The organism is Streptomyces sp. NPDC057694 (genome assembly GCF_042799415.1).
GTDB lineage: Bacteria > Actinomycetota > Actinomycetes > Streptomycetales > Streptomycetaceae > Streptomyces.
The window spans coordinates 97,196-121,514 of sequence record NZ_JBHVIX010000012.1 but is presented as its reverse complement, the minus strand read 5'-3'; the positions used below and the strand labels follow the sequence as shown (position 1 = coordinate 121,514).

Genomic DNA, 24,319 nt, shown 5'->3' with positions numbered 1-24,319 from the left:
GGTGGGGGGGGGGGTGGGGGGGGGGGGGGGGGGGGAGGCTTGTGGTGCGGGGGGGGAGGGGAGGAAGAAGGAGGGGGGACCAAGGGGGAGTGTGTTGGACCCGGGGGGGGGGAGAGCTTTCGGCCCCGACCGCGTACCTGTCGCTAATCCTGCTTCTTGCGGCGGGTGCCGAACACGATCTCGTCCCAGCTCGGCACCGCGGCCCGGCGTCCGGGGCGCACCCCGTCGGCCTCGGCCTGACGGTCGGTGGTGCCGGTCAGGCGGTCCCGGTGGCCCGCGACGGAGCGCGGCATGAGCACGTCCGCGTAGGCCGCTCCGGCTCCGGCCGACGCGGCGGGCGCGGGCGGCTCCTCCAGCTCGGCGGCCGCGGGCGGCTCCGGCTCCTCCTGCGGCTCGGGAGCCGCCGACGGACGCTCGGGCACCACGATGTCGCCGCGGTAGCTGGGCACCGCCTCCAGCAGGCTGGTCAGCGAGTCGCGCTCCGAGGAGGAGGCGATCGCCGGCAGGTTCTCCTCGGAGGACGGCTCCGGCGGCGGGACGGGACGTTCCAGCTGCCGGTCCAGGGCGCGGTCCAGCGGCCGGTCCCTGGGCAGCCGTGCGATCCGCGGGACGAACGGGAACGTGGGTTCGGGCGCACCGATGTCGTCGGACTCGCCGATCAGCGAGCGCGCCTCGTCGTCCACGGCCTGGACGAGCCTGCGGGGCGGGTCGTAGGTCCAGCTCGCCGAGTGCGGTTCGCTCGCGACCCGGTAGACGAGCAGGACTTCCCAGGTGCCGTCGTCGCGGCGCCAGGAGTCCCACTGGACGGTTTCCTTGTCGGCGCCGCGCAGCAGGAGTCGCTCCTGCACCGCCTCGCCGAGCTGAGGGCCGGCGTTCTCGCCGGGACGGCGCACGGGAGTCTTCCTGGCCCGCTCGGCCATGAACGCACGCTCCGCGAGCACGGGGCCCTCGAAACGGCGTACGCGGTCGACCGGAATGCCTGCGAGCTGGGCGACCTCCTCGGCGGAGGCTCCTGCTCGTATGCGCGCCTGGATGTCACGCGGGCGGAGGTGGCTCTCCACCTCGATCTCGATCTGGCCGAGACGCGGACGGTCGCCGCGCACGGCGGCCCGGAGGCGCTCGTCGATCGGAAGCGTGTACTCCGTGCTGTCCGCAGCCTTCAGCACCAGCCGTGTGCCGTCGTTAGAGACGGCCACGACACGCAGTTCGGGCATGGGGACCTCCCGGGTGGTGCCTGCCGACGTCACGTGCGTCGCTGCTTCCGCTAGTCGAGTGTGGCCTGCCCGGGTGCAGCCTGCCACAACCTTGCCGAGTTGCCCGGCGTGTCGGGCATGGGCCCAAGATCGCCGTTATGACACGGTTGCTTGTTCGCAACGCTAAGTGATCGAATACATCACCCTGTGCAACGAGCCCCCTCCCGGCGGTCCTGGAAGGCCCCGGTACACCCTGGCGGGAGACCGCACCCAGGGCTCGCAACAGTACTCCATTCGGGCCACTTGCGTGGATCGGCACGCCGCTCAACTTCTCATGGTGGTGGGGAGTTGGGTACGGGCCTGCCGTCGGGAGCGTCCCGTTCGTGGGGAATGTGCGTGGCGTGCTTCACGAAATCTGCAGAACCGGAACTGGTGACTCCTGGCGTACGTCCCTCTCTCATACGACACAAGAAGTTCGCGTAACCTCGGGAACTTCTGTACGAATCAGTCGCGTATGTCGAGAAGGGCAGGCTAGGTCAGGAGATGGGCGAGAAGCCGGATAACTCCAAGGACGGTCAGGGTGAGCCCAAGGAGAAGAAGCGGCTGGAACTGAGCGTGCCCCAGGTGGCGGGCAGTGCGGTCGCCGCCGTCGTCGCCGCGAAGCTCGCCTCCAGCTTCGGCGTCTACGGGACGATCCTGGGCGCCGGCGTGGTCAGTGCCCTCGCCACCTGTGGCGGCACGGTGTTCCAGCACTTCTTCCGGCGCACGGGTGAGCAGATACGCGACGTCGCCGTGACCGCCAAGCCCAAGGGGCAGCAGGTCCCGGTGACGGCCGAAGGACGCCCGGTTCCGCGCACGTTCCGCTCGGACGCCTCGATGGATGCCACGACGGCGATGGTCACGGGCGAGCACCCGCCCGCGGCGCGGCCCGCCGTGAGCGCGATGCCGACCGCTCCGACCACCACGACGTGGGGCAGGACGGATCCCGCGGACACCGCAGGTGCCGCCGGCGCCGCGAGCGCCGCGAACACGGTGGAAGCCGCCGAGACGACGGTGCTGCCGCAGACGTTCGCAGGCGCGGCGGCGGACCTCGACGGTACGCAGTTGCTGGACACCGGCGCGGTCGCCGACCTGTTGACCGACACCGGGACCACCGCGGGCGCGGCGGCCGACGACGCCGATCGCACGCGCGTGCTCGGCGCGGCCCGCGCGGCCGACCCGGACAGGACTCAGCTGATCAAGACCGAAGGCGTCGACGAGGCCACGCGTCTGCTGCGGGTCGTGGGCGACGGAACCGGACAGCCGCAGGACCCGGACGCGGGCGACGAGGAGTTCACCGAGGGCACGGTGCACCGCACCCGTGTCAAGAGCTGGAAGCGGCCGCTGATCGCCGCGGCCGTCGTCTTCGGCGTCACCATGGGCGGCATCACGACGTACGAGCTGGTGAGCGGCCACAGCTTCAGTGGCGGCGGCGACACCACCATCGGCGACGCCTTCAAGGGACACAACAAGTCGTCCGGCGGCGACGGCGACCCGACGCCCGGCACCTCGCAGGAGCCGACCGACACCGGCAGCACCGGCACGGACGGCGCCACGCAGAACGGCGACGGCTCGTCCACGGACGGGGACACGACGCCCACGCCGACGCCGAGCGGAAGCAGCGGCTCCGACACGGGCGGCGATACGGACGACGGCTCCGACTCGGGGTCCGGCAACGGCTCGGACACCGGTGACGACGGCGCGACGTCGACCCCGACGCCCACCCCGACCCCGTCGCAGAGCGCGGGCTCGGACACCGGTGCCACCAGCGACACCGGCGCGCAGACGCCGGGGGAGTAGGCCGGATCAGTCGCCGAGGACCCGGCGCAGGTAGCCGTTGCCGAACAGGCGGTCCGGGTCCAAGCGGTCGCGCAGGGCCGTGAACTCGCCGAAGCGCGGGTAGGCCTGCGCGAAGTACCCGGCGTCGCGGGTGTGCACCTTGCCCCAGTGCGGACGGCCCTCGTGGGCGGTGAAGATCCGCTCGGCCGCGGTGAAGTACCGCTGGTACGGGGTGCCCTTGTACAGATGGACGGCGATGTAGGCGCTGTCCCGGCCCGACGCCGTGGACAGTGCGATGTCGTCGGCCGGGGCGGTGCGGACCTCCACGGGGAAGCTGACCCGCAGATCCGAAGCGTCCACCATGGACTTCAGCTCGCGCAGCGTCGCCACGAGGGCCTCGCGCGGAACCGCGTACTCCATCTCCACGAACCGCACCCGGCGCGGAGATGTGAAGACCTTGTAGGGAATGTCGGTGTACGTCCGGGCGGAGAGCGCCTTGCTGGAGACCTTGGCGATCGCCGGAATCGTGGCGGGCACGGCCCGGCCGATCGAATTGACCACCTGGAAGAGGCCGTTGGAGAGGATCTCGTCCTCCCACAGGCTGCTGACCGCCGAGACCGGCGCCTCGGGGCCCGCGCTGCGGTTGTTCCGCTTGGTGTTGCAGTTGCCGGTGTGCGGGAACCAGTAGAACTCGAAGTGCTCGTTCTCGGCGTGCAGTTCGTCGAAGTCCGCGAGCACCTTGTCGAAGCTCATCGGCTCCTCGCGCGCGGTGAGCAGGAAGATCGGCTCCACGGCGAAGGTGATCGCGGTGACGATGCCGAGCGCGCCGATGCCGATCCGGGCGGCCGCGAAGATGTCGGGATTCTCGGAAGCGGAGCAGGAGATCAGTTCACCGGCCGCCGTGACCAGCTCGAGTCCCTTGATCTGCGCGGCGATGGAGGCCGAGTCGCGGCCCGTGCCGTGCGTGCCGGTGCTGGTGGCTCCGGAGACGGTCTGCTCCATGATGTCGCCCATGTTCGTGAGCGACAGGCCCTCGCGGGCCAGGGCCAGGTTGAGCCTCTTGAGCGGAGTGCCGGCCTCGACCGTGACAGTGCCCTTGTCACGGTCGATGTTCCGTATGCCCGTCAACAGTTGAGGGCGGATCAATACACCGTCCGTCGCCGCCGCGGCCGTGAAGGAGTGGCCCGTGCCGACGGCCTTCACCTTCAGCCCGTCCTCCGCGGCCCTGCGCACAGCCTCGGTCAGTTCCTCGACCGAGGCGGGCATCACCTCGCGCACGGGACGCGAGACGACGTTCCCCGCCCAGTTACGCCACGCTGCGCCGTTCTTGCTGCTGCTGCCCGTCTGCGCCGTGCTCATCGGTTGTTCCTCCCCGCTGCGGAACCGGCTGCTTCAGCCGGCGATACCCCAGGAACGCGACCAGGACCGCGACGGCGCCGGAGACTCCCGGCACCCCGTACCCGGCCTTCGCACCGGCGGCGTCGATCACCCACCCGGACACGGAGGAGCCGAGCGCGACACCGGCCGTGAGCCCGGTGCTCACCCAGGTCATGCCCTCGGTCAGTTTCGCGCGCGGTACGTGCTGCTCGACGAGGGCCATCGTCGTGATCATCGTCGGAGCGACGGTCAGGCCCGCTACGAAGAGCGCCACGGCCAGGAGTGACAGGTTCCCGACCAGTTGGAGGGGGATCATACTCACGGCCATCACGCACACTCCCACCACCCACCTGCGTGCGGGAGCACCGCTGAAGTGCAGCAGCCCGAACACCGCTCCGGCGATGCACGACCCGGCCGCGTACACGGCGAGCACGAGGCTCGCCATCGACTTGTGTCCCTGGTCCTCCGCGAAGGCCACCGTCACCACGTCGATGGAGCCGAAGATCGCGCCCGTGGCGACGAACGTGGCCACCAGAACCTGCAACCCACGCGCGCGGAGCGCCGATCCCGCGCTCTCGTGGGTCCGCGGATGCGGCAGCGGTTCCGTGGCGCGCTGACCGGTCAGCCAGAAGACGCCGACCGCGAGGAAGCAGCCCGCGAGCAGCGGCCCGGCCTCCGGGAACCACGCCGTGGACAGCCCGATCGAGATGATCGGCCCGAAGATGAAGCACACCTCGTCGATCACGGACTCGAACGAGTACGCCGTGTGCAGCGACCGCGGGGTCTCCCGGTACAGCACCGCCCACCGGGCCCGGATCATCGACCCGACACTCGGTACGCAGCCGATGAACGCGGCACTCAGGAACAGCGTCCAGTCCGGCGCCTCGTACTTCGCGCACAGCAGCATCGCCGCGACCGCGACGAGCGAGACGAGCGTGGCGGGACGCAGCACGCGCCGCTGGCCGTACCGGTCGACGAGACGCGAGATCTGCGGCCCGATCGCGGCGGCGGACAGCGCCACCGTCGCCGACAGACCGCCCGCGAGGCCGTAGCGCCCGGTCAGCTGCGAGATCATCGTGACGATCCCGATGCCCATCATCGACAGGGGCATCCGGCCCAGGAACCCGGCGACCGAGAAGCTCTTGGTGCCGGGCAGGGCGAATATGGCGCGGTACGGGCTGGGCAAAGCGACTCCGGTCGGGCGGGCACCCGGGCGCGCCAGAGGGCGGCTCGGCACGATACGGGGCGTAACAGGTAAGGCGTGAACGCGGCTCAAACAGCTTACGCGTGTCAGAGTTCGACCGGCATGGCAGTTTTCCGCCTGTCAGTGACGGGTGGCAGGATCGAACACATGCCAGAAGCGCACGCTGCCAGCCTTGATGCCCGCCCGTACGACGCCCTGCTCCTGCTCTCCTTCGGAGGCCCGGAGGGCCCCGACGACGTCGTCCCGTTCCTGGAGAACGTGACGAGGGGCCGCGGCATCCCCAAGGAACGGCTCAAGGAAGTCGGGCAGCACTATTTCCTGTTCGACGGGGTCAGCCCGATCAACGACCAGAACAGGGCACTGCTCGACGCCCTGCGCAAGGATTTCGCCGAGCACGGGCTCGACCTGCCGGTCTACTGGGGCAACAGGAACTGGGCGCCGTACCTGACCGACACTCTGCGCGAGATGGTCACCGACGGCCACCGCCGCATCCTCGTCCTCGCCACCAGCGCGTACGCCTCGTACTCGGGCTGCCGTCAGTACCGGGAGAACCTCGCGGAGTCGCTGGCCGCCCTGGAGGCCGAGGGCCTGGAGCCCCCGAAGATCGACAAGCTGCGCCACTACTTCAACCACCCCGGCTTCGTACGCCCCATGATCGACGGCGTCCTGAGGTCGCTCGCCGACCTTCCCGAGGACGTCCGGGACGGCGCCCACATCGCCTTCACCACGCACTCCATCCCGACCGCCGGGGCCGACACCTCCGGGCCCGTGGAGGACCACGGCGACGGCGGCGCGTACGTGAAGCAGCACCTCGAGGTAGCCCGGCTGATCGCCGACGCCGTGCGGGAGGAGACCGGCGTCGACCACCCCTGGCAGCTCGTCTACCAGTCGCGGTCCGGCGCCCCGCACATCCCGTGGCTGGAGCCCGACATCTGCGACCACCTGGAGGAGCGGAAGGAAGCCGGGGTGCCGGCCGTCGTCATGGCCCCCATCGGCTTCGTCTCGGACCACATGGAGGTCCTGTACGACCTCGACACGGAGGCCAAGGCCAAGGCCGGCGAGATCGGCCTGCCGGTGCGCCGCTCCGCCACCGTGGGCGCCGACCCGCGCTTCGCCACCGCCGTACGCGAGTTGGTCCTGGAGCGCGCCGCGACCGAGAGCGGCAGGAACGTCCCACGCTGCGCACTTGGCGCGCTCAGGGCGAGCCACGACCTCTGCCCGGTGGGCTGCTGCCCGGCCCGCGCCCCCAAGCCCGCGGCCGCGGGCGCCGACAGCCCATTCGCGTAAGGACACCGCTGTGACCGATCTGAAGGCAGAGCTCCTCGACGTCGCCCTGGAAGCCGCGGCCCGCGCGGGCGTCTTCCTGCGCGACGGCCGCCCGGCCGACCTCGGCGTCGCCGCCACCAAGACCAGCGCCGTCGACGTGGTCACCGAGATGGACATCGCCTCCGAGAAGCTGATCACGGACTTCCTGGCCGAACGCCGCCCGGACGACGGCGTGCTCGGCGAGGAAGGCGCCGCCACGGAGGGCACCAGCGGCGTCGAGTGGGTGATCGACCCCATCGACGGCACGGTCAACTACCTGTACGGGCGCCCCGATTGGTCCGTCTCCATCGCCGCCCGCAAGGACGGCGAGACCCTTGTCGGCGTCGTCGCGGCCCCGATGCGCGGGGAGACCTACCGCGCGGTCCTCGGCGGCGGCGCGTTCGTGAACGACAAGCCCGCGCGCGTGCGCACGGCACCGCCCTTCGAGCAGGCTCTGGTCGGCACCGGTTTCGGCTACCTGGCGCAGCGGCGGGCCCATCAGGCGGATGTCGTAAGGGAGTTGGTGCCGCGCGTCCGCGACATCCGGCGCGGCGGCTCGGCCGCCATCGACCTGTGCGACGTGGCCCTCGGCCGCCTCGACGCGTACTACGAGCGCGGCCTGAATCCCTGGGACTTCGCGGCCGGTGACCTCATCGCGCGCGAGGCGGGCGCCCGCACCGGCGGCCGCCCCGGGGAAGCCCTGTCGACCGAGCTGACGATCGCCGCCCCGCCCGGTCTCTTCGAGGCGCTGCAGAACCGGCTCGAGGAGCTCGGCGCCTGGCACGACTGACCTCGTGGCCCTCCCACGGGCACGAAAAGGGCCCCGGCGCCTGCCTGGATCGAACCAGGCGCCGGGGCCCTTCTCTGTGTGCGGTGCGTGTGCCGTGCGTGTGTGCGGTGTGTCAGACGCTCGAGGCGTGGATCTCCACGCCGTGCTCGGCGGCGAGGCGGTGGAGATCGTCCAGCTCGCCCTGCTCGACCTCGGCGAGGAAGTCGTCGCCGGTCTCGCGCGCCCGCGTCAGGTCGGATTCGGCCGCCTTTATGCGCTGCAGCAGGCCTGCGGTGAATGCGTCCATGGTTGCGCCCCCTCGTCCTGGGTCGTGGGTCGGTGGCACGGGGGTGTGCCCTGTGGAAGGGGCGATCACGTATCGGACCGCCTTGCGGGAAGCGGACTCGACAGCGGCTCGTGGCATGCCACATACAAAGCGTGATCGCGGATGTAGCTCCGTCCTCCCCGCGGGCCCTTCCGCAGAAACCTCAACCCGGCGAGAAAATCCCGCATTCCCGGGACGCCGGGCCGCCTTACAGCCGGTTTATGGCCGAAAGGGGCAGGATGGTGCCACACAACCCCGTGACCGGACCTGCCCACGCGCGCCCGAGCGCTGTCCGTGGGTGACCGAAGGCTTTAGTGGAAGGACAAGCGACGTGCGCGTACTCGTCGTCGAGGACGAGCAACTGCTCGCCGATGCGGTGGCCACCGGACTGCGCCGGGAGGCCATGGCCGTCGACGTCGTGTACGACGGCGCGGCCGCCCTGGAGCGCATCGGCGTCAACGACTACGACGTGGTCGTTCTCGACCGTGACCTCCCGCTCGTGCACGGCGACGACGTCGCCCGCAAGATCGTCGAGCTGGGCATGTCCACCCGCATCCTGATGCTGACGGCCTCCGGCGACGTCAGCGACCGCGTGGAGGGCCTGGAGCTCGGCGCGGACGACTATCTCCCCAAGCCCTTCGCGTTCAGCGAGCTGACGGCCCGTGTCCGGGCCCTCGGACGCCGTACGAGCGTGCCGCTGCCGCCCGTCCTGGAGCGCGCCGGCATCAAGCTGGACCCCAACCGCCGCGAGGTGTTCCGCGACGGCAAGGAGATCCAGCTGGCACCCAAGGAGTTCGCCGTCCTGGAGGTGCTGCTGCGCAGCGAGGGGGCCGTGGTCTCGGCCGAGCAGCTCCTGGAGAAGGCCTGGGACGAGAACACGGACCCGTTCACCAACGTCGTGCGGGTCACCGTCATGACCCTGCGCCGCAAGCTCGGCGAACCCGCCGTGATCGTCACCGTGCCGGGCTCCGGATACCGGATCTGATCGCTCGATGGCCTCCTCACCCGCGCCGCCCAAGCCCACGGCGCCGCCGAAGCCGACCTGGATGCCGGGCCCGAAGGACGAACCGCCCTTCCCCTGGCTGCGCCCCACCATCCGCATAAGGCTCACGCTGCTGTACGGCGGCATGTTCCTGATCGCGGGCATCCTGCTGCTGTCGATCATCTATCTGCTCGCGGCGCAGGCGCTGAACGTGGGCAGTGAACTCCCTTTCAAGATCGTCAAGAACGACAGCTCCGTCAGCATCGTCAGCAACGTCTGCAGCTTCCCGTCCAGCCCGTCGGACTCGCAGCTGAACGACGCGCTGAACGCCTGCGTCAACCAGCAGCGCCAGCACGCCCTCGACGTTCTTCTGAGCCGCTCGCTCATGGCGCTGCTCGGTCTCGCGATCATCGCGTTCGCCTTCGGCTACGCGATGGCCGGCCGCGTGCTGTCACCGCTCGGCCGCATCACGCGCACCGCGCGCCGGGTGGCCGGCACCGACCTGACGCGCCGGATCGAGCTGGACGGCCCCGACGACGAGCTCAAGGAGCTCGCCGACACCTTCGACGAGATGCTCGACCGCCTGGAGCGGGCGTTCACCGCCCAGCAGCGCTTCGTGGGCAACGCCTCGCACGAACTGCGCACCCCGCTCGCGATCAACCGCACCCTCCTGGAGGTCCACCTCTCCGATCCGGGCGCCCCCGTGGAGCTCCAGCAGCTCGGCAAGACCCTCCTCGCCACCAACGAGCGCAGTGAGCAGCTCGTGGAGGGCCTGCTGCTGCTGGCCCGCAGCGACAACCAGATCGTGGAGCGCAAGCCCGTGAACCTGGCGGAGGTCGCCTCCCAGGCGCTGGATCAGGCCAGATCCGAAGCGGACGACAAGGGCGTGGAGATCCGCGGCGAGCGCAAGGAGGCGGTCGTCCAGGGCAACGGCGTGCTCCTGGAGCGCATCGCGCTCAACCTCGTACAGAACGCGATCCGGTACAACATCCCCGAGGGCGGCTGGGTCGAGGTCGACACCGAGGCCCAGCACGGCCAGGCGGTCCTCCGCGTCGCCAACACCGGCCCGGTGGTCCCCGCGTACGAGATCGACAACCTCTTCGAGCCGTTCCGGCGGCTGCGCACCGAGCGCACCGGCAGCGACAAGGGCGTGGGTCTCGGCCTGTCGATCGCCCGGTCCGTCGCCCGTGCCCACGGGGGCCGCATCGGTGCGGAGCCCCGCGAGGGGGGTGGCCTCGTGATGCGCGTCACCCTGCCGCTCTGAGACAGGCACGGACAGCTACTGGTCCGGTTCGAGATGCACAGCGCGTGCGGATCTGACATGCTTCCGCCGACGCGCTGACGGAGTTCGCTTTTAGCGGAATTTTCGGGACCTGCGCCTGGAGAGGCCGTGTGTGATCGATCACATGGGCGAATTTCCGGCCATCTACAGTCCGTGATCGCTCAAGGTGGCAGAAAGCCTGGAAAATCCGGGTTTTCGGGCGCCTTGATCACGGGAAGTACACGGGATGGCGGTCGTGCAGTGCGACATGAGGACCGTGTACGGTCCCGTTCGCCACCCAAGCTGATCACTCTCGGGGGATCCGGTTGGGTGTCGATTGAGTAACAGACCTTGATGTGAGGCAAAATCTCCGCCTCAGGTCGGGCACAAGTCCGGCCTCTCATGCGTTACGTGCGCTGAGACAACCGCAGACACCCAGAGGGGGAGAGGCGACATGGCTACGGATTACGACACTCCACGTAAGACCGATGACGACCTCAATGAGGACAGCATCGAAGAACTGAAGTCCCGGCGGAACGACAAGTCCGCGTCGAACGTCGACGTGGACGAGTTCGAGGCGGCCGAGGGTCTGGAACTCCCGGGCGCCGACCTCTCGAACGAGGAGCTGGCCGTCCGTGTCCTGCCCAAGCAGCAGGACGAGTTCACCTGCATGAGCTGCTTCCTGGTGCACCACCGGAGCCAGCTCGCGCGGGAGAAGAACGGGCAGCCGATCTGCCGCGACTGCGACTGAGGCAGGGTCGGGCATGACTGGCTCGACCCCGCCCTGGAAGCGCCGCACCTGGAGTAAGCGCCAGGACGCGGCTCAAGGCCCGTCAGAGGCCGTGCGTGACGACGAGCGAGGCTCTTTCCCCGGCGCAGCCGGTGAAGAGACCTCGCTCGAATCGGCGGACGGTCACGAGGTGACGGGAGACCTGGCGGCAGCGGCGTCGGCGGGAGCCGTGGACGCCGTGGAGCTGTACGAGGCCGACAGGGCCGCCGAGACGCACACCAGGGCGCAGGTGGCCAGACGTCGCGTGGCCGCCGTCAGGGACGGCGTCCGCAAGAGCGGCGACGTCGCGAGAACGGGGATGGCAAAAGGCGGCAGCGCCGCGAGAACGGGGATGGCCAAGGGCGGCGCCGCCGCCAAGGCCGGCATCGGCTATCTCGCCGACCAGATCATCAAGAACGCGCCGCGGGTGCCCGTGCGTGACCTGGCGACCCTCCGCAAGCAGTTCCCGGGCCTGGAGCCCGAGAAGCTCGCGGACAAGCTGGTGGCCGGCGCGGCGAACGCGACGTCCACAGTGGGCGCGGGAGTCGGCGCCGCGGCGATGCTCCCCGTACCGCCCGCGATGCCCACCGAGTTGGCCGCGGAGATCACGGGCGTGGCCGCGATCGAGCTCAAGCTCATCGCCGAGCTGCACGAGGTCTACGGACTGCGCCCGCCCGGCGGTCTGAAGGACCGCAGCACGGCCTATCTGCACTCCTGGTCGGACGAGCGCGGGATCGACGTGGCGAAGCCCCTGACGGTCAACGTGGCGCTCGGCGGCCAGATGAAGCGCGAGCTGCGTCAGCAGATCATGAAGCGGATGGTGCGCAATCTGCCGAGCCTGACGCCGTTCATGGTCGGCGCTGCGGTCGGCGCGGTCATGAACCGGCGGGACACCAAGAGGCTCGCCGAGCGGATCCGCAAGGACCTGCGGGCCGCCCAGGTGCCCTGGGACGAACTGGGCGATCTGCCGCCCCTGGAAGCCCCCGACGACCCCCTGCGGCTAGAGGGCTGACTAGAGGGCTGGCTAGAGGGCTGAACCGCCGCCCAGAGCCTTTGCCAAAGCTTCAGGTTCACGGGTCGACAGGTAGACGTACGGGGTGGGGTCCTGCGGGTCGGTGATCTCGGCCCGCACTGCCGTCCGCACGTAGCTGCGCAGCAGCATGAAGGCGCGCGGGTCGGCCTTGTGCATGCGCCAGGCGCGCGCTTCCTCGGCGTCCAGGATCTCCACCGTGCCCAGTGCGGACAGCGGGATCTTCGCGTCGCCCGCGATCAGCGAGTCGCCCACGACGCGGATCCGGATCGAGCCGTACGAGCTGGTGATGACGGCGGCCACGAGCAGGAAGACCACGAAGCCGCCGAGCAGCGGGAGCGTGCCGAAGGGCAGCGCGATGATGCCACCCGCGACACCGACGAGAAAGGTGATGAGCCACCACGAACGGGGCGCGGTGAGTCGTTCTTCGTACGGCATCGTCGAGAGCTCCATACGCACAAGCTTGGCACGATGCGTCAGGGCACAGGACTCGCGGGTAAGGTCTGCGCCTGTGAGTGGTACTTCAGCAGCTCTGACGCCCCCCGCCGACGCGATAGCGCCGGTGCGGCACCCCGACGCGCCCGCCCCCGGCGAACTCCTCGGCGAGCACTACGGACACTGTTTCGGCTGCGGCGGCGAGCAGCCGCACGGGCTGCACCTGGCGGCACGGGCGGGCGACGGCGTCACCGTCACCGCCGAGTTCACCGTACGCCCCGAGCACCAGGGTGCCCCCGGCCTCGCGCACGGCGGCCTGCTGGCCACCGCGCTCGACGAGACACTGGGTTCGCTGAACTGGCTGACGCAGGCCATCGCCGTCACCGGGCGGCTCGAGACGGACTATGTGCGGCCCGTGCCCGTGGGCACCGTGCTGCATCTGTCCGCCGAGATCACCGCGGTGGCCGGGCGCAAGATCTACTCGACCGCGACCGGCCGGATCGGCGGCCCCGACGGGCCCGTCGCCGTCCGTGCCGACGCCCTCTTCATCGAGGTGAAGGTCGACCACTTCATCGACAACGGCCGCCCGGCAGAGATCCAGGCGGCCATGAGCGACCCGGACCAGGTCCGGCGCGCCCGGGCCTTCGAGGTGAACCCGTGACCCAGCAGCTCCTTGACGTGCTCATCCGGCGCGTCGACCCCGACGTGCCGCTGCCCGCGTACGCGCAGCCGGGCGACGCCGGCGCCGATCTGCGGACCACCGAGGCGCACGAACTCGCCCCCGGCGAGCGCGTCGTGCTGCCCACCGGAGTGTCTGTCGCCCTCCCCGAGGGGTACGCGGCCTTCGTGCACCCGCGATCCGGTCTTGCCGCGCGCTGCGGTGTCGCTCTGGTGAATGCCCCGGGGACGGTGGATGCCGGGTACCGTGGGGAGATCAAGGTGATCGTGGTGAATCTCGACCCGCGCGAGAGCGTGCGGTTCGAGCGCTTCGACCGGATTGCCCAACTGGTCGTCCAGCAGGTCGAGAAGGTCCGCTTCCACGAGGTCGCGGAGCTTCCCGGATCGGCGCGGGCCGAGGGGGGCTTCGGGTCCACCGGTGGGCATGCCTCTGTGGGCGTCTCCGCCGGGGCCGTCGAGGACACAGGCGGTCAAAAGGGTGGGAATCGATACGCTTCGGTTGTATCCGACCGGGAAGGACAGTGACGTGTTCGGACGTCGCAAGAAGAACAGCTCCGCTGAGGACGCAGTGGACGCGGCGGGCGAGGCCGAGCAGGTCGTCGACGGACCCGTCGACAGTGCCGTCAGTGCCGACAGTGCCGACGACGACGCCGCGGCAGGGTCGCAGCGTGTGCGGCTCGAGCCCGAGCCGCGTCCCGACGGCCCCTGGGACGGCTCCGAGGTCCGCGAGCCCGGCGAGGGCCGGGTCGACCTGGGCGGGCTCTTCGTCCCCGGTGTAGAGGGCATGGAGCTGCGGGTGGAGGTCGCGGGTGACGCGATCGTCGCCGCGACCGTCGTCCTGCGGGACAGCGCGATCCAGCTGCAGGCCTTCGCCGCCCCCAAGAAGGAGGGCATCTGGGGCGAGGTCCGCGAGGAGATCGCCACGGGCATCACTCAGCAGGGTGGTGTGATCGACGAGATCGAGGGTTCGCTCGGCTGGGAGCTGCGCGCCCAGGTGCCGGTGCAGCTGCCCGACGGCACGGGCGGCTTCCAGGTCGTCCGGTTCATCGGTGTGGACGGTCCGCGCTGGTTCCTGCGTGGGGTCATCTCGGGCCAGGGTGCGGTGCAGCCGCAGGCCGCCGGCCTTCTCGAGCAGATCTTCCGTGACACGGTCGTGGTGCGCGGCGAGGGCCCGATGGCTCCGCGCGACCCGATCGTCCTCAAGCTTCCGGACGACGCGCAGATGGTCGCCGAGGGAGCCGTTCAGGACAGCCAGGAGGCCTCGCGCTTCTCCGGTGGCATGGGCCAGCTGGCCCGCGGCCCGGAGATCACCGAGGTGCGCTGACGCCGCATCGCTGTCGCACGTGGCCGGGGGCCGCGCATCCGCAAGGGTGCGCGGCCCCCGGCTTTGTGCTGTCCGGCTCTCAACTGCCGTTCTTTCTTCAGTACTTGACGGAAGGCTGGTCCGTACCTAAGGTCACCGGCCAACGCCGAAGTTCACATTGGCGCCCCACGTTCATATACGAGAACGGATGGCCCCCACCATGCAGGCTCGTCACAGAAGATCGCGCACCGCCCTGCTCGCCACCCTGGCGACCACCGTCACGGCTCTCGTCGCCGGTGTCCTCGCCTGGCCCGGCGCCGACCGTGCCGAAGCCGCGCCGAGCACTTTCGCCCACCCCGGAGTCACCGTCTCCAAGGGGCAGCTGGACTTCGCCAAGGCCAAGGTCGACGCCGGGGCGCAGCCCTGGAAGGGCGCCTTCGACCAGATGATGGCCAGCAAGTACGCGGACCTGAACCGCACCCCCAAGCCCCGCGCCACCGTCGAGTGCGGCTCGTACTCCAACCCCAACTACGGCTGCACCGACGAGCGCGAGGACGCGATAGCCGCGTACACCGACGCCCTCGCCTGGTACTTCACCCGCGACGAGCGCTACGCGAAGAAGTCGATCGCGCTCATGGACGCCTGGTCCGGCACGGTCAAGGACCACACCAACAGCAACGCGCCGCTGCAGACCGGCTGGGCCGGCTCCTCCTGGCCCAAGGCCGCCGAGATCATCAAGTACACGTACAGCGGCGGCTGGGCGAACGAGAGCCGCTTCAAGACGATGCTGCGCGACGTCTACCTGCCCGAGGTCATCAACGGCTCGAACTCCAACGGCAACTGGGAGCTGTCGATGATGGAGGCCGCCGTCGGGATCTCCGTCTTCCTGGAGGACAAGACCTCGTACGACAAGGCCATGGCGAAGTTCCGCACGCGCACGGCCGCGTACGTGTACCTGTCCTCGGACGGCGACCTGCCCAAGACCGTGCCGAGCCAGAACCTCGACACCAAGGCGAAGATCGTCAGCTACTGGCAGGGCCAGTCGACCTTCGTGACCGGTCTGACGCAGGAGACCTGCCGCGACTTCACGCACACCGGGTACGGCATCTCGGCCATCTCGCACATCGCCGAGACCAGCCGCATCCAGGGACAGGACCTGTACGGCACGGACGTCGGCGAGCGGCTGCGGCAGGCGCTCGGCTTCCAGTCCAGGTACGAGCTCGGTGAGGCGCCGCCCGCCTCGTTGTGCGGCGGCAGCGTCAACCGCGGCCTCGGGCCGGTCACGGAGGTCGGGTACAACGCGCTGCACACCCGCCTCGGCACCGCGATGACCAACACCCAGAAGCTCACCGAGCAGCAGCGGCCCGCCGGGTCGAACAACCTGTTCGTGGCCTGGGAGACCCTGACGCACGCCGAGAACCCGAGTTAGGCGTACGCGCGCGGGCGGCTTCGGCGCATCAGGGTTGCGTCAAAGCCGCCCGCCCACCAGGCATCCATCCCTTTTGTCGCAATAGCTGGCCGTAAGGTCGACGCTGCGTGGAGCGGTGACTGAAAGACAATGGGGCCATGGGACGCGGCAAGCTACGGATCTATCTCGGATCGGCACCGGGCGTCGGCAAGACGTACGCGATGCTCTCCGAGGCGCATCGCCGCGTCGAGCGCGGCACCGACTGCGTGGTCGCGTTCGTCGAGCACCACGGGCGCACGCGCACCGAGGTGATGCTGCACGGCCTGGAGCAGGTCCGGCAGGCGGAGATCGAGTACCGCGGGTCGGCCTTCCACGAGATGGACGTCGACGCCGTCCTGCGGCGGGCGCCCGCCGTCGCCCTCGTCGACGAGCTGGCCCACACGAACGTCCCCGGTTCCCGCAACGCGAAGCGCTGGCAGGACGTCGAGGAGCTGCTGGTCGCGGGCATCGACGTCGTCTCGACCGTCAACATCCAGCATCTGGAGTCGCTGGGTGATGTCGTGGAGTCGATCACCGGGGTCCGGCAGAAGGAGACGGTTCCGGACGAGTTCGTGCGGCGGGCGGACCAGATCGAGCTGGTCGACATGTCGCCGCAGGCGCTGCGCCGGCGTATGGCGCACGGGAACATCTACAAGCCGGACAAGGTCGACGCGGCCCTGTCCAACTACTTCCGGCCGGGCAACCTCACGGCCCTGCGCGAGCTGGCCCTGCTCTGGGTCGCCGACCGGGCCGACGAATACCTCCAGCAGTACCGGGGCGAGCACAACATCCGCTCCACCTGGCAGGCCCGCGAGCGCATTGTCGTCGGTCTCACGGGCGGTCCCGAGGGCCGTACGTTGATCAGGCGTGCGGCGCGGCTCGCGGAGAAGGGCGCCGGTGGCGAGGTCCTCGCCGTGTACATCGCCCGCAGCGACGGGCTCACGGCCGCGTCGCCGAAGGAGCTGGCGCTCCAGCGCACCCTCGTCGAGGACCTCGGCGGAACGTTCCATCATGTGATCGGCGACGACATCCCCGCGGCCCTCCTGGAGTTCGCTCGCGGGGTCAACGCCACCCAGATCGTGCTCGGCTCCTCCCGCCGCAAGACCTGGCAGTACGTGTTCGGGCCCGGCGTCGGCGCGACCGTCGCCCGCGAGTCGGGCCCCGACCTCGACGTGCACATCGTCACGCACGAGGAGGTCGCCAAGGGGCGCGGCCTGCCCGTCGCGCGCGGCGCCCGGCTCGGCCGGTCCCGCGTCGTGTGGGGCTGGCTCACCGGGGTCGGCGGCCCCGCGCTGCTCGCGCTGATCCTCACGAACGTGGACAGCGATCTCGGCCTCGCCAACGACATGCTGATGTTCCTGTCGCTGATCGTGGCGGCGGCGCTGGTCGGCGGGCTGCTGCCGGCGCTCGCCTCGGCGGCGTTCGGCTCGCTCCTGCTGAACTACTACTTCACCCCGCCGCTGCACCTGTGGACGGTCGCGGACCCGAAGAACATCGTGGCCATCGCGATCTTCGTGGGGGTGGCGGTGTCGGTGGCGTCGGTGGTGGACCTGGCAGCCCGGCGCACTCATCAGGCGGCCCGGTTGCGAGCGGAGTCGGAGATTCTGTCGTTCCTCGCGGGGAGCGTGCTGCGCGGCGAGACCAGCCTGGAGGCTCTCCTGGAGCGCGTACGGGAGACCTTCGCGATGGACTCCGTCGCACTCCTCGAAAGAGTGAGCGACTCCGAGCCGTGGACCTGCGCGGGCAGCGTCGGGCCGCGGTCGTTGGAGCGGCCCGACGACGCCGACGTGGACATGCCGGTGGGGGACCACATGGCGCTCGCCCTGTCCGGCCGCGTCCTGCCCGCCGAGGACCGGCGCGTCCTCGCCGCCTTCGCCGCGCAGGCCGCCGTCGTGCTCGACCGCCAGCGGCTGCGCTCCGAGGCGGACCAGGCCCGTTCGCTCGCCGAGGGCAACCGCATCCGTACGGCCCTGCTGGCGGCCGTGTCGCACGATCTGCGCACCCCGCTGGCCGGGATCAAGGCATCGGTGTCGTCACTGCGCTCCGAGGACGTCGAATGGTCGCCCGAGGACCAGGCCGAACTGCTCGCCGGGATCGAGGAGGGCGCCGACCGTCTGGATCACCTGGTGGGGAACCTGCTGGACATGTCCCGCCTCCAGACCGGCACGGTCACCCCGCTGATCAGGGTGATCGACCTCGACGAGGTGGTGCCGCTGGCTTTGGTCGGCGTCCCGGACCCGGAACTGAGTGTGGACCTGGACGTGCCGGAGACGCTGCCGATGGTGAGCGTGGACAAGGGCCTGCTGGAGCGGGCGGTGGCCAACATCGTCGAGAACGCCGTCAAATACAGCCCGCCGGACGAGCCGGTGCTGGTCGCGGCCAGCACGCTGGGGGACCGGGTGGAACTGCGCGTGGTCGACCGGGGCCCGGGTGTCCCCGACGAGGCCAAGGACCGCATTTTCGCGCCGTTCCAGCGCTACGGTGACGCTCCCCGAGGAGCCGGGGTGGGCCTTGGCCTCGCGGTGGCGCGGGGCTTCGCGGAGGCGATGGGCGGCACCCTCACCGCGGAGGACACCCCGGGCGGCGGCCTCACCATGGTCCTCACCCTGCGCGCGGCACACCCGGACCAGCCGCCCGCCGCGGCACTTGATCAACCATTGATCCATACGACAGTTCAGAGAGGCAGGTCCGCATGACCCGGGTGCTCGTGGTCGACGACGAACCGCAGATCGTCCGCGCCCTCGTCATCAACCTGAAGGCGCGCAAGTACGAGGTGGACGCCGCCGCCGACGGCGCACAGGCGCTCCAGCTCGCCGCCGCACGCCACCCCGACGTGATCGTGCTCGATCTGGGCCTGCCCGACATGGACGGCGTCGAGGTGATCAGGGGCCTGCGCGGCTGGACGCGGGTGCCCATCCTGGTGCTGTCCGCCCGGCACTCCTCCGACGAGAAGGTCGAGGCGCTCGACGCGGGCGCCGACGACTACGTCACCAAGCCGTTCGGCATGGACGAGCTGCTCGCGCGGTTGCGGGCGGCCGTGCGGCGGGCCGAGCCGACCGGCGGCGGCGAGGACGAGGGAATCGTCGAGACGTCCGACTTCACCGTCGACATGGCCGCCAAGAAGGTCCACCGGGGCGGCCGTGACGTACGGCTCACCCCGACCGAATGGCACCTCCTGGAGGTGCTGGTGCGCAACACGGGGCGCCTGGTGAGCCAGAAGCAGCTGCTGCAGGAGGTGTGGGGGCCGTCCTACGGTACGGAGACGAACTATCTCCGTGTGTACATGGCGCAGCTGCGCCGCAAGCTGGAGACCGATCCCTCGCATCCGCGGCACTTCATCACGGAGCCGGGAATGGGGTACAGGTTCGAGAAGTAGCCCCTGCGTCCGTGTCGGTGCCCCCGGGTACGCTTCCTGTATGAGTGCTGTTGCGGGCCGTTTCCGGCGCATGCTCGACCGACTCTCCACCTCGCAGGAGGACCTGGAGTCGGAGGAGCTGCGCGAGGACTCGGAGACCACTGGCTGTACGCGTATCGGTGACTGCCACGACCGACAGATCGTGACGGTTACTGGTACGTTGCGCACGGTGACCCTGCGGCCACGCGCCGGAGTCCCGGCCCTGGAAGCGGAGTTGTTCGACGGCTCGGCCGCGCTCGACGTGGTCTGGCTCGGTCGGCGCTCGATCGTGGGCATCGAGCCGGGCCGCAAGCTGATCGCATCGGGGCGGGTCTCGATGAGCCGGGGCCGTAGGGTGCTCTTCAACCCCAAATACGAACTCAGACCGCTCGGACGGGAGTAGCCGGTGACGTCCCTCGACAAGCCGACCGATCGCGAAGCCGGTGTCGATGCCGACGAGACCACGGACAGGGCGGTGACCGAGGCCGCGCTCTTCGAGGCCTTCGGTGGCCTGCGGGGCATGGTGGAGACCGTGGTCCCCGGCCTTCTCTTCGTGACCATCTTCACGATCAACAAGGACCTGCACGTGTCGGCCATCGCGGCCCTCGCGGTGTCCCTGGTCCTGGTCGTCGTACGCCTGGTCAGGAAGGGCACGGTCAAGCACGCCTTCAGCGGAGTCTTCGGCGTCGCCTTCGGTGTCGTCTTCGCGATGATGACCGGCAATGCCAAGGACTTCTATCTGCCGGGCATGCTCTACACGTTGGGCCTCGCGGTCGCGTACATCGTGACGACGCTGTGCGGGGTTCCCCTGATCGGGCTGATCCTCGGCCCGGTGTTCAAGGAGAACCTGTCGTGGCGGACGCGTAACCCCGGCCGCAAGAAGGCCTATGCGAAGGCGAGTTGGGCCTGGGGGCTCATCCTGCTCGCGAAGTGCGCGATCCTCTTCCCGATGTACTTCTGGGCCGACACCGACTCGGACAACACGCAGTTCGGCTGGGTGCTCATCGCGCTGAAGATTCCGCCGTTCCTGCTGGCCGTGTGGCTGACGTGGGTGTTCCTGGCCAAGGCTCCGCCGCCCATTGATGTGTTCGCGGAGATGGAGGCCGAGGAGGCTGCCGCCAAGGAGCGGGAGGCTTCGGCTGAGGGGGCCGCTTCGTCCGGGGGGCCTGCGCGGCATCGCCGAGAGGGCTGAGGGCCGTTCGCGGGTGCTGCCCGGTGGCCGCTTCTCGCGCAGTTCCCCGCGCCCCTGAAAGGCAAAGGCAAGGCCCCCGACAAGCGAAGCTTGTCGGGGGCCTTGCCTTTGCCTTCTTACGCGCCTTCGCGGCGGACCGAGAGGAGGTCCTCCAGCTGTTCCTCGCGGGCCTGGGCGGCCACGAAGAGGAGTTCGTCGCCCGCCTCCAGGGAGTCCTCCTGGCTGGGGGCCAGGACGCGGGTGCCGCGGATGATCGTCACCAGGGACGTGTCCTCCGGCCACTGGACGTCGCCCACGCGCGTGCCGGCGAGGGCCGACTCGGGCGGGAGCGTCAGCTCCACCAGGTTCGCGTCGCCGTGGCTGAAGCGCAGCAGGCGGACGAGGTCGCCCACGCTGACGGCCTCTTCGACCAGGGCCGACATGAGGCGCGGGGTGGAGACGGCGACGTCGACGCCCCACGACTCGTTGAACAGCCATTCGTTCTTGGGGTTGTTGACCCGGGCGACGACGCGCGGGACCCCGTACTCGGTCTTCGCGAGCAGCGAGACGACGAGGTTGACCTTGTCGTCCCCGGTGGCCGCGATCACCACGTTGCAGCGCTGCAACGCCGCCTCGTCCAGGGACGTGATCTCACAGGCGTCGGCGAGCAGCCACTCCGCCTGCGGGACGCGCTCGACCGAGATGGCCGTCGGCGCCTTGTCGACGAGCAGCACCTCGTGCCCGTTCTCCAGGAGCTCGCCGGCGATCGAGCGGCCGACCGCTCCGGCTCCGGCAATGGCGACCCTCATCAGTGACCGCCCTCCCCTTCAGGGCCTTCGGCGAACGCCGCCTCGACCTTCTCGACGTCGTCCGTGCGCATCATCACGTGGACGAGGTCGCCCTCCTGCAGCACCGTCTGCGACGTGGGCAGGATCGCCTCGCCGAGCCGGGTCAGGAAGGCGACACGGACACCCGTCTCCTCCTGGAGGCGGCTGATCCGCTGGCCCACCCAGGACTCCGAGGCGTGCACCTCGGCGAGCTGGACGCCCCCGGTGGGATCGCGCCACAGCGGCTCCGCACCGGACGGCAGCAGACGGCGGAGCATCTGGTCGGCGGTCCAGCGGACCGTGGCGACCGTCGGAATGCCCAGGCGCTGGTAGACCTCGGCGCGGCGGGGGTCGTAGATCCGCGCCGCCACGTTCTCTATCCCGAACATCTCGCGGGCCACGCGGGCGGCGATGATGTTCGAGTTGTCACCGCTGGAGACGGCGGCGAAGGCGCCGGCCTCCTCGATGCCCGCCTCGCGCAGGGTGTCCTGGTCGAAACCGACACCGGTGACGCGGCGGCCGCCGAACCCGGAGCCCAGACGGCGGAAAGCCGTCGGGTCCTGGTCGACCACGGCGACCGTGTGGCCCTGCTGTTCCAGGGTCTGGGCAAGCTGGGACCCTACCCGGCCACAGCCCATGATCACGATATGCACGGCCCTACCCCGCACTCCTCATAGGCCTACTGACCTGCGTAAACGTCCTGCTCATGTCTCTCTCTCGCGGCTCGGCCCAGCCGGTCTGGCTCGATCTCGGGCACGGTGCGGGCTTGTGTTGCGGCTCGCGTTCTGGACCACCGTATCGGCAATGGGCGTGAACTCGACCTTCGCGTGGGGGGACCAGATCATGTGGGCCTTGGGGGAGGGCTGAGGACGAATGGGGGTGGCGGGTGGGCGGCCCCCCGTTCGAACGCTTACGATCCTCTGCGTGTCCAAACTGACCGACGTGCCCAAACGGATCTTGATCGGGCGCGCACTGCGCAGTGATCGGCTCGGAGAAACGCTCCTGCCGAAGCGCATCGCACTCCCCGTTTTCGCCTCCGACCCGCTCTCCTCCGTCGCGTACGCGCCCGGCGAGGTGCTGCTGGTCCTGTCCATCGCGGGCGTGTCGGCGTACCACTTCAGCCCCTGGATCGCGGTCGCGGTCGTCGTGCTGATGTTCACGGTCGTCGCCTCGTACCGGCAGAACGTGCACGCCTACCCGAGCGGTGGCGGTGACTACGAGGTGGCCACCACCAACCTCGGCCCGAAGGCCGGGCTCACCGTCGCCAGCGCCCTGCTCGTCGACTATGTCCTGACCGTCGCCGTCTCCATCGCCTCCGGCATCGAGAACCTCGGCTCCGCGATCCCCTTCGTGGTCGAGCACAAGGTGCTCTGTGCCTGCGCCGTCATCGTCCTGCTGACGCTGATGAACCTGCGCGGGGTGAAGGAGTCCGGGAAGCTCTTCGCCATCCCGACGTACGTCTTCGTCGCCGGCGTCTTCATCATGATCGCCTGGGGTGCCTTCCGCGGGCTGATCCTCGGCGACACCATGCGGGCCCCGACCTCCGACTTCCACATCAAGGCCGAGCACCAGGGCCTCGCGGGCTTCGCGCTCGTCTTCCTGCTGCTGCGCGCCTTCTCCTCCGGCTGTGCGGCGCTGACCGGTGTGGAGGCGATCTCCAACGGCGTACCGGCGTTCCGCAAGCCCAAGTCGAAGAACGCGGCGTCCACCCTCGCCCTCATGGGCGCGCTCGCCGTGACCATGTTCTGCGGCATCATCGCCCTCGCCATGACCACCAAGGTGCGCATGGCCGAGCACCCGGCGACGGACCTGCTGCACAACGGTGTGGCGGTCGGCGGTGCCTACGTCCAGAACCCGGTGATCTCCCAGGTCGCCGAGGCCGTCTTCGGCAAGGGCAGCTTCCTGTTCATCGTCCTCGCGGCGGCGACGGCGCTGGTGCTCTTCCTGGCCGCCAACACGGCGTACAACGGCTTCCCGCTGCTCGGCTCGATCCTCGCCCAGGACCGCTACCTGCCGCGCCAGCTGCACACCCGCGGCGACCGCCTCGCCTTCTCGAACGGCATCGTGCTGCTCGCGGGCGCGGCGATGCTCCTCGTCGTCATCTACGGCGCCGACTCCACCCGCCTGATCCAGCTCTACATCGTGGGCGTCTTCGTCTCGTTCACGCTGAGCCAGACCGGCATGGTGCGGCACTGGAACCGCCATCTGCGCACCGAGCGCGACGCCGACAAGCGGCGCCACATGATCCGCTCCCGCGCGATCAACACCTTCGGCGCGTTCTTCACCGGCCTGGTCCTCGTGGTCGTCCTCGTCACGAAGTTCACCCACGGCGCCTGGGTCGCGCTGCTCGGCATGTGCATCTTCTACGCGACGATGACCGCGATCCGTAAGCACTACGACCGGGTCGCCGAGGAGATCGCCGCGCCGGAGACGCCGTCCGACGACAGCGTCCGCCCGTCCCGCGTGCACTCGATCGTCCTCGTCTCGAAGATCCACCGCCCGACGCTGCGCGCGCTCGCCTACGCCAAGCTGATGCGCACGGACACCCTCGAAGCGCTCAGCGTGAACGTGGACCCGGCCGAGACGAAGGCGCTGCGCGAGGAGTGGGAGCGGCGCGGCATCGAGATCCCGCTGAAGGTCCTCGACTCGCCGTACCGCGAGATCACCCGGCCGATCATCGAGTACGTGAAGAGCCTGCGCCGGGAGTCCCCGCGCGACGCGGTCAGCGTGATCATCCCCGAGTACGTGGTCGGCCACTGGTACGAGCACCTGCTGCACAACCAGAGCGCGCTGCGCCTGAAGGGCCGCCTGCTCTTCACGCCCGGCATCATGGTGACGTCCGTCCCGTACCAGCTGGAGTCCTCCGAGGCCGCCAAGAAGCGGGCCCGCAGGCGCTCCGAGTGGAACGCGCCGGGTGCGGTGCGCCGCGGCCCGGTGGAGAAGCGCCCCAAGGAGCCGAGCGCCAAGTAGGACTCTTCGCGGGGTCGGCTCGTGGTGAGCGGCCGGGTGACAGCCACGTAGACTGGTGGGC

23 protein-coding genes are annotated in these 24,319 nt (G+C 69.9%); 16 read left to right on the top strand and 7 right to left on the bottom strand.

Translation table 11 applies throughout. The features are described 5' to 3' along the window. Window positions 1-143: 143 nt before the first annotated feature. Window positions 144-1,214: a septation protein SepH gene (gene sepH, locus ACFVDP_RS24980; RefSeq protein WP_383493569.1), complete on the bottom strand. Its 1,071-nt coding sequence runs from the start codon at window positions 1,212-1,214 to the stop codon at window positions 144-146. A gap of 522 nt (window positions 1,215-1,736) precedes the next feature. Between sepH and ACFVDP_RS24975 the strand changes: the two genes are divergently transcribed. Further along, window positions 1,737-3,032, top strand: a complete 1,296-nt coding sequence (locus tag ACFVDP_RS24975; protein ID WP_383493566.1) for a hypothetical protein — start codon at window positions 1,737-1,739, stop codon at window positions 3,030-3,032. 6 nt (window positions 3,033-3,038) lie between these two features. On the opposite strand, the gene ACFVDP_RS24970 is transcribed toward ACFVDP_RS24975, so the two are convergent. After that, on the bottom strand, window positions 3,039-4,370 hold the full coding sequence (locus ACFVDP_RS24970; RefSeq protein ID WP_383493563.1) for a D-arabinono-1,4-lactone oxidase: 1,332 nt from the start codon (window positions 4,368-4,370) through the stop codon (window positions 3,039-3,041). Further along, window positions 4,318-5,574: an MFS transporter gene (locus ACFVDP_RS24965; RefSeq protein WP_383493560.1), complete on the bottom strand. Its 1,257-nt coding sequence runs from the start codon at window positions 5,572-5,574 to the stop codon at window positions 4,318-4,320. Before ACFVDP_RS24965 ends, ACFVDP_RS24970 begins: the two co-directional genes overlap by 53 nt. Before the next feature lie 165 nt (window positions 5,575-5,739). Between ACFVDP_RS24965 and ACFVDP_RS24960 the strand changes: the two genes are divergently transcribed. Together ACFVDP_RS24960 and ACFVDP_RS24955 are read left to right on the top strand one after the other, a co-directional pair. Continuing rightward, window positions 5,740-6,879 (top strand): ferrochelatase, encoded by a 1,140-nt coding sequence (locus ACFVDP_RS24960; protein WP_383493557.1) that lies wholly within the window; start codon window positions 5,740-5,742, stop codon window positions 6,877-6,879. Between the two features lie 10 nt (window positions 6,880-6,889). After that, window positions 6,890-7,687 (top strand): inositol monophosphatase family protein, encoded by a 798-nt coding sequence (locus ACFVDP_RS24955; protein ID WP_383493554.1) that lies wholly within the window; start codon window positions 6,890-6,892, stop codon window positions 7,685-7,687. 112 nt (window positions 7,688-7,799) lie between these two features. Here the strand turns inward: ACFVDP_RS24955 and ACFVDP_RS24950 are convergent, their stop codons facing one another. Beyond that, window positions 7,800-7,973 carry a hypothetical protein gene (locus tag ACFVDP_RS24950; protein WP_383493551.1) on the bottom strand — a complete coding sequence of 58 codons (174 nt, stop codon included), beginning with the start codon at window positions 7,971-7,973 and terminating at the stop codon, window positions 7,800-7,802. Window positions 7,974-8,322: 349 nt separating this feature from the next. Here ACFVDP_RS24950 and ACFVDP_RS24945 point away from each other — a divergent pair, with 349 nt between their 5' ends. The 4 genes from ACFVDP_RS24945 (at window position 8,323) to ACFVDP_RS24930 (ending at window position 12,015) form a co-directional block, all read left to right on the top strand. After that, window positions 8,323-8,976: a response regulator transcription factor gene (locus ACFVDP_RS24945; RefSeq protein ID WP_111662538.1), complete on the top strand. Its 654-nt coding sequence runs from the start codon at window positions 8,323-8,325 to the stop codon at window positions 8,974-8,976. A 7-nt stretch (window positions 8,977-8,983) separates the two neighbouring features. After that, entirely contained in the window at window positions 8,984-10,237 is a 1,254-nt protein-coding gene (locus ACFVDP_RS24940; protein ID WP_383493548.1) for a sensor histidine kinase, read from the top strand. Between the two features lie 451 nt (window positions 10,238-10,688). Beyond that, the gene (locus ACFVDP_RS24935; RefSeq protein WP_018535993.1) at window positions 10,689-10,985 is read left to right on the top strand and encodes a DUF4193 domain-containing protein; all 297 of its coding nucleotides are present in this window, start codon (window positions 10,689-10,691) and stop codon (window positions 10,983-10,985) included. Between the two features lie 13 nt (window positions 10,986-10,998). Next, window positions 10,999-12,015, top strand: a complete 1,017-nt coding sequence (locus ACFVDP_RS24930; protein ID WP_383493545.1) for a hypothetical protein — start codon at window positions 10,999-11,001, stop codon at window positions 12,013-12,015. Window positions 12,016-12,027: 12 nt separating this feature from the next. Here the strand turns inward: ACFVDP_RS24930 and ACFVDP_RS24925 are convergent, their stop codons facing one another. Continuing rightward, window positions 12,028-12,486, bottom strand: a complete 459-nt coding sequence (locus ACFVDP_RS24925) for a DUF3093 domain-containing protein (RefSeq protein WP_383493542.1) — start codon at window positions 12,484-12,486, stop codon at window positions 12,028-12,030. A gap of 58 nt (window positions 12,487-12,544) precedes the next feature. On the opposite strand from ACFVDP_RS24925, the gene ACFVDP_RS24920 reads away from it, so the two are divergent. From ACFVDP_RS24920 to ACFVDP_RS24885, 8 genes are all read left to right on the top strand, one after another. After that, window positions 12,545-13,129, top strand: a complete 585-nt coding sequence (locus tag ACFVDP_RS24920; protein WP_383493539.1) for a PaaI family thioesterase — start codon at window positions 12,545-12,547, stop codon at window positions 13,127-13,129. After that, the gene (dut, locus tag ACFVDP_RS24915; RefSeq protein ID WP_383493536.1) at window positions 13,126-13,671 is read left to right on the top strand and encodes a dUTP diphosphatase; all 546 of its coding nucleotides are present in this window, start codon (window positions 13,126-13,128) and stop codon (window positions 13,669-13,671) included. Before ACFVDP_RS24920 ends, dut begins: the two co-directional genes overlap by 4 nt. Before the next feature lies 1 nt (window position 13,672). Beyond that, window positions 13,673-14,470: a DUF3710 domain-containing protein gene (locus ACFVDP_RS24910; protein WP_383493533.1), complete on the top strand. Its 798-nt coding sequence runs from the start codon at window positions 13,673-13,675 to the stop codon at window positions 14,468-14,470. A gap of 187 nt (window positions 14,471-14,657) precedes the next feature. Further along, window positions 14,658-15,878 carry an alginate lyase family protein gene (locus ACFVDP_RS24905; protein WP_383493530.1) on the top strand — a complete coding sequence of 407 codons (1,221 nt, stop codon included), beginning with the start codon at window positions 14,658-14,660 and terminating at the stop codon, window positions 15,876-15,878. A gap of 137 nt (window positions 15,879-16,015) precedes the next feature. After that, complete coding sequence (locus ACFVDP_RS24900; protein ID WP_383493527.1) at window positions 16,016-18,592, top strand: ATP-binding protein; 2,577 nt, start codon at window positions 16,016-16,018, stop codon at window positions 18,590-18,592. Further along, window positions 18,589-19,272 carry a response regulator gene (locus ACFVDP_RS24895; protein ID WP_383493523.1) on the top strand — a complete coding sequence of 228 codons (684 nt, stop codon included), beginning with the start codon at window positions 18,589-18,591 and terminating at the stop codon, window positions 19,270-19,272. Before ACFVDP_RS24900 ends, ACFVDP_RS24895 begins: the two co-directional genes overlap by 4 nt. Before the next feature lie 40 nt (window positions 19,273-19,312). After that, a complete protein-coding gene (locus tag ACFVDP_RS24890; RefSeq protein WP_111662529.1) occupies window positions 19,313-19,693 on the top strand; it encodes an OB-fold nucleic acid binding domain-containing protein in 381 nt (126 codons plus the stop codon). 3 nt (window positions 19,694-19,696) lie between these two features. Then, window positions 19,697-20,482 carry a DUF3159 domain-containing protein gene (locus ACFVDP_RS24885; protein WP_383493519.1) on the top strand — a complete coding sequence of 262 codons (786 nt, stop codon included), beginning with the start codon at window positions 19,697-19,699 and terminating at the stop codon, window positions 20,480-20,482. Window positions 20,483-20,598: 116 nt separating this feature from the next. Here the strand turns inward: ACFVDP_RS24885 and ACFVDP_RS24880 are convergent, their stop codons facing one another. Together ACFVDP_RS24880 and ACFVDP_RS24875 are read right to left on the bottom strand one after the other, a co-directional pair. Next, window positions 20,599-21,270 (bottom strand): TrkA family potassium uptake protein, encoded by a 672-nt coding sequence (locus tag ACFVDP_RS24880; protein ID WP_111662527.1) that lies wholly within the window; start codon window positions 21,268-21,270, stop codon window positions 20,599-20,601. Further along, window positions 21,270-21,941 carry a TrkA family potassium uptake protein gene (locus tag ACFVDP_RS24875; RefSeq protein WP_111662526.1) on the bottom strand — a complete coding sequence of 224 codons (672 nt, stop codon included), beginning with the start codon at window positions 21,939-21,941 and terminating at the stop codon, window positions 21,270-21,272. The genes ACFVDP_RS24880 and ACFVDP_RS24875 overlap by 1 nt, the downstream gene beginning before the upstream one ends. A gap of 271 nt (window positions 21,942-22,212) precedes the next feature. On the opposite strand from ACFVDP_RS24875, the gene ACFVDP_RS24870 reads away from it, so the two are divergent. Next, window positions 22,213-24,258, top strand: coding sequence for an APC family permease (locus ACFVDP_RS24870; RefSeq protein WP_383493514.1), 2,046 nt, complete (start codon window positions 22,213-22,215; stop codon window positions 24,256-24,258). The last annotated feature ends 61 nt before the right edge of the window (window positions 24,259-24,319 follow it).

Excerpts from the sequence above, each read along its gene's own strand:
- sepH (WP_383493569.1), bottom strand. The coding sequence starts at position 1,214 with ATGCCCGAACTGCGTGTCGTGGCCGTCTCTAACGACGGCACACGGCTG.
- ACFVDP_RS24890 (WP_111662529.1), top strand. The coding sequence starts at position 19,313 with ATGAGTGCTGTTGCGGGCCGTTTCCGGCGCATGCTCGACCGACTCTCC.
- ACFVDP_RS24970 (WP_383493563.1), bottom strand. The coding sequence starts at position 4,370 with ATGAGCACGGCGCAGACGGGCAGCAGCAGCAAGAACGGCGCAGCGTGG.
- ACFVDP_RS24900 (WP_383493527.1), top strand. The coding sequence starts at position 16,016 with ATGGGACGCGGCAAGCTACGGATCTATCTCGGATCGGCACCGGGCGTC.
- ACFVDP_RS24960 (WP_383493557.1), top strand. The coding sequence starts at position 5,740 with ATGCCAGAAGCGCACGCTGCCAGCCTTGATGCCCGCCCGTACGACGCC.
- ACFVDP_RS24975 (WP_383493566.1), top strand. The coding sequence starts at position 1,737 with ATGGGCGAGAAGCCGGATAACTCCAAGGACGGTCAGGGTGAGCCCAAG.
- ACFVDP_RS24925 (WP_383493542.1), bottom strand. The coding sequence starts at position 12,486 with ATGGAGCTCTCGACGATGCCGTACGAAGAACGACTCACCGCGCCCCGT.
- ACFVDP_RS24905 (WP_383493530.1), top strand. The coding sequence starts at position 14,658 with ATGGCCCCCACCATGCAGGCTCGTCACAGAAGATCGCGCACCGCCCTG.
- ACFVDP_RS24880 (WP_111662527.1), bottom strand. The coding sequence starts at position 21,270 with ATGAGGGTCGCCATTGCCGGAGCCGGAGCGGTCGGCCGCTCGATCGCC.
- ACFVDP_RS24950 (WP_383493551.1), bottom strand. The coding sequence starts at position 7,973 with ATGGACGCATTCACCGCAGGCCTGCTGCAGCGCATAAAGGCGGCCGAA.
- ACFVDP_RS24895 (WP_383493523.1), top strand. The coding sequence starts at position 18,589 with ATGACCCGGGTGCTCGTGGTCGACGACGAACCGCAGATCGTCCGCGCC.
- ACFVDP_RS24930 (WP_383493545.1), top strand. The coding sequence starts at position 10,999 with ATGACTGGCTCGACCCCGCCCTGGAAGCGCCGCACCTGGAGTAAGCGC.
- ACFVDP_RS24940 (WP_383493548.1), top strand. The coding sequence starts at position 8,984 with ATGGCCTCCTCACCCGCGCCGCCCAAGCCCACGGCGCCGCCGAAGCCG.
- ACFVDP_RS24935 (WP_018535993.1), top strand. The coding sequence starts at position 10,689 with ATGGCTACGGATTACGACACTCCACGTAAGACCGATGACGACCTCAAT.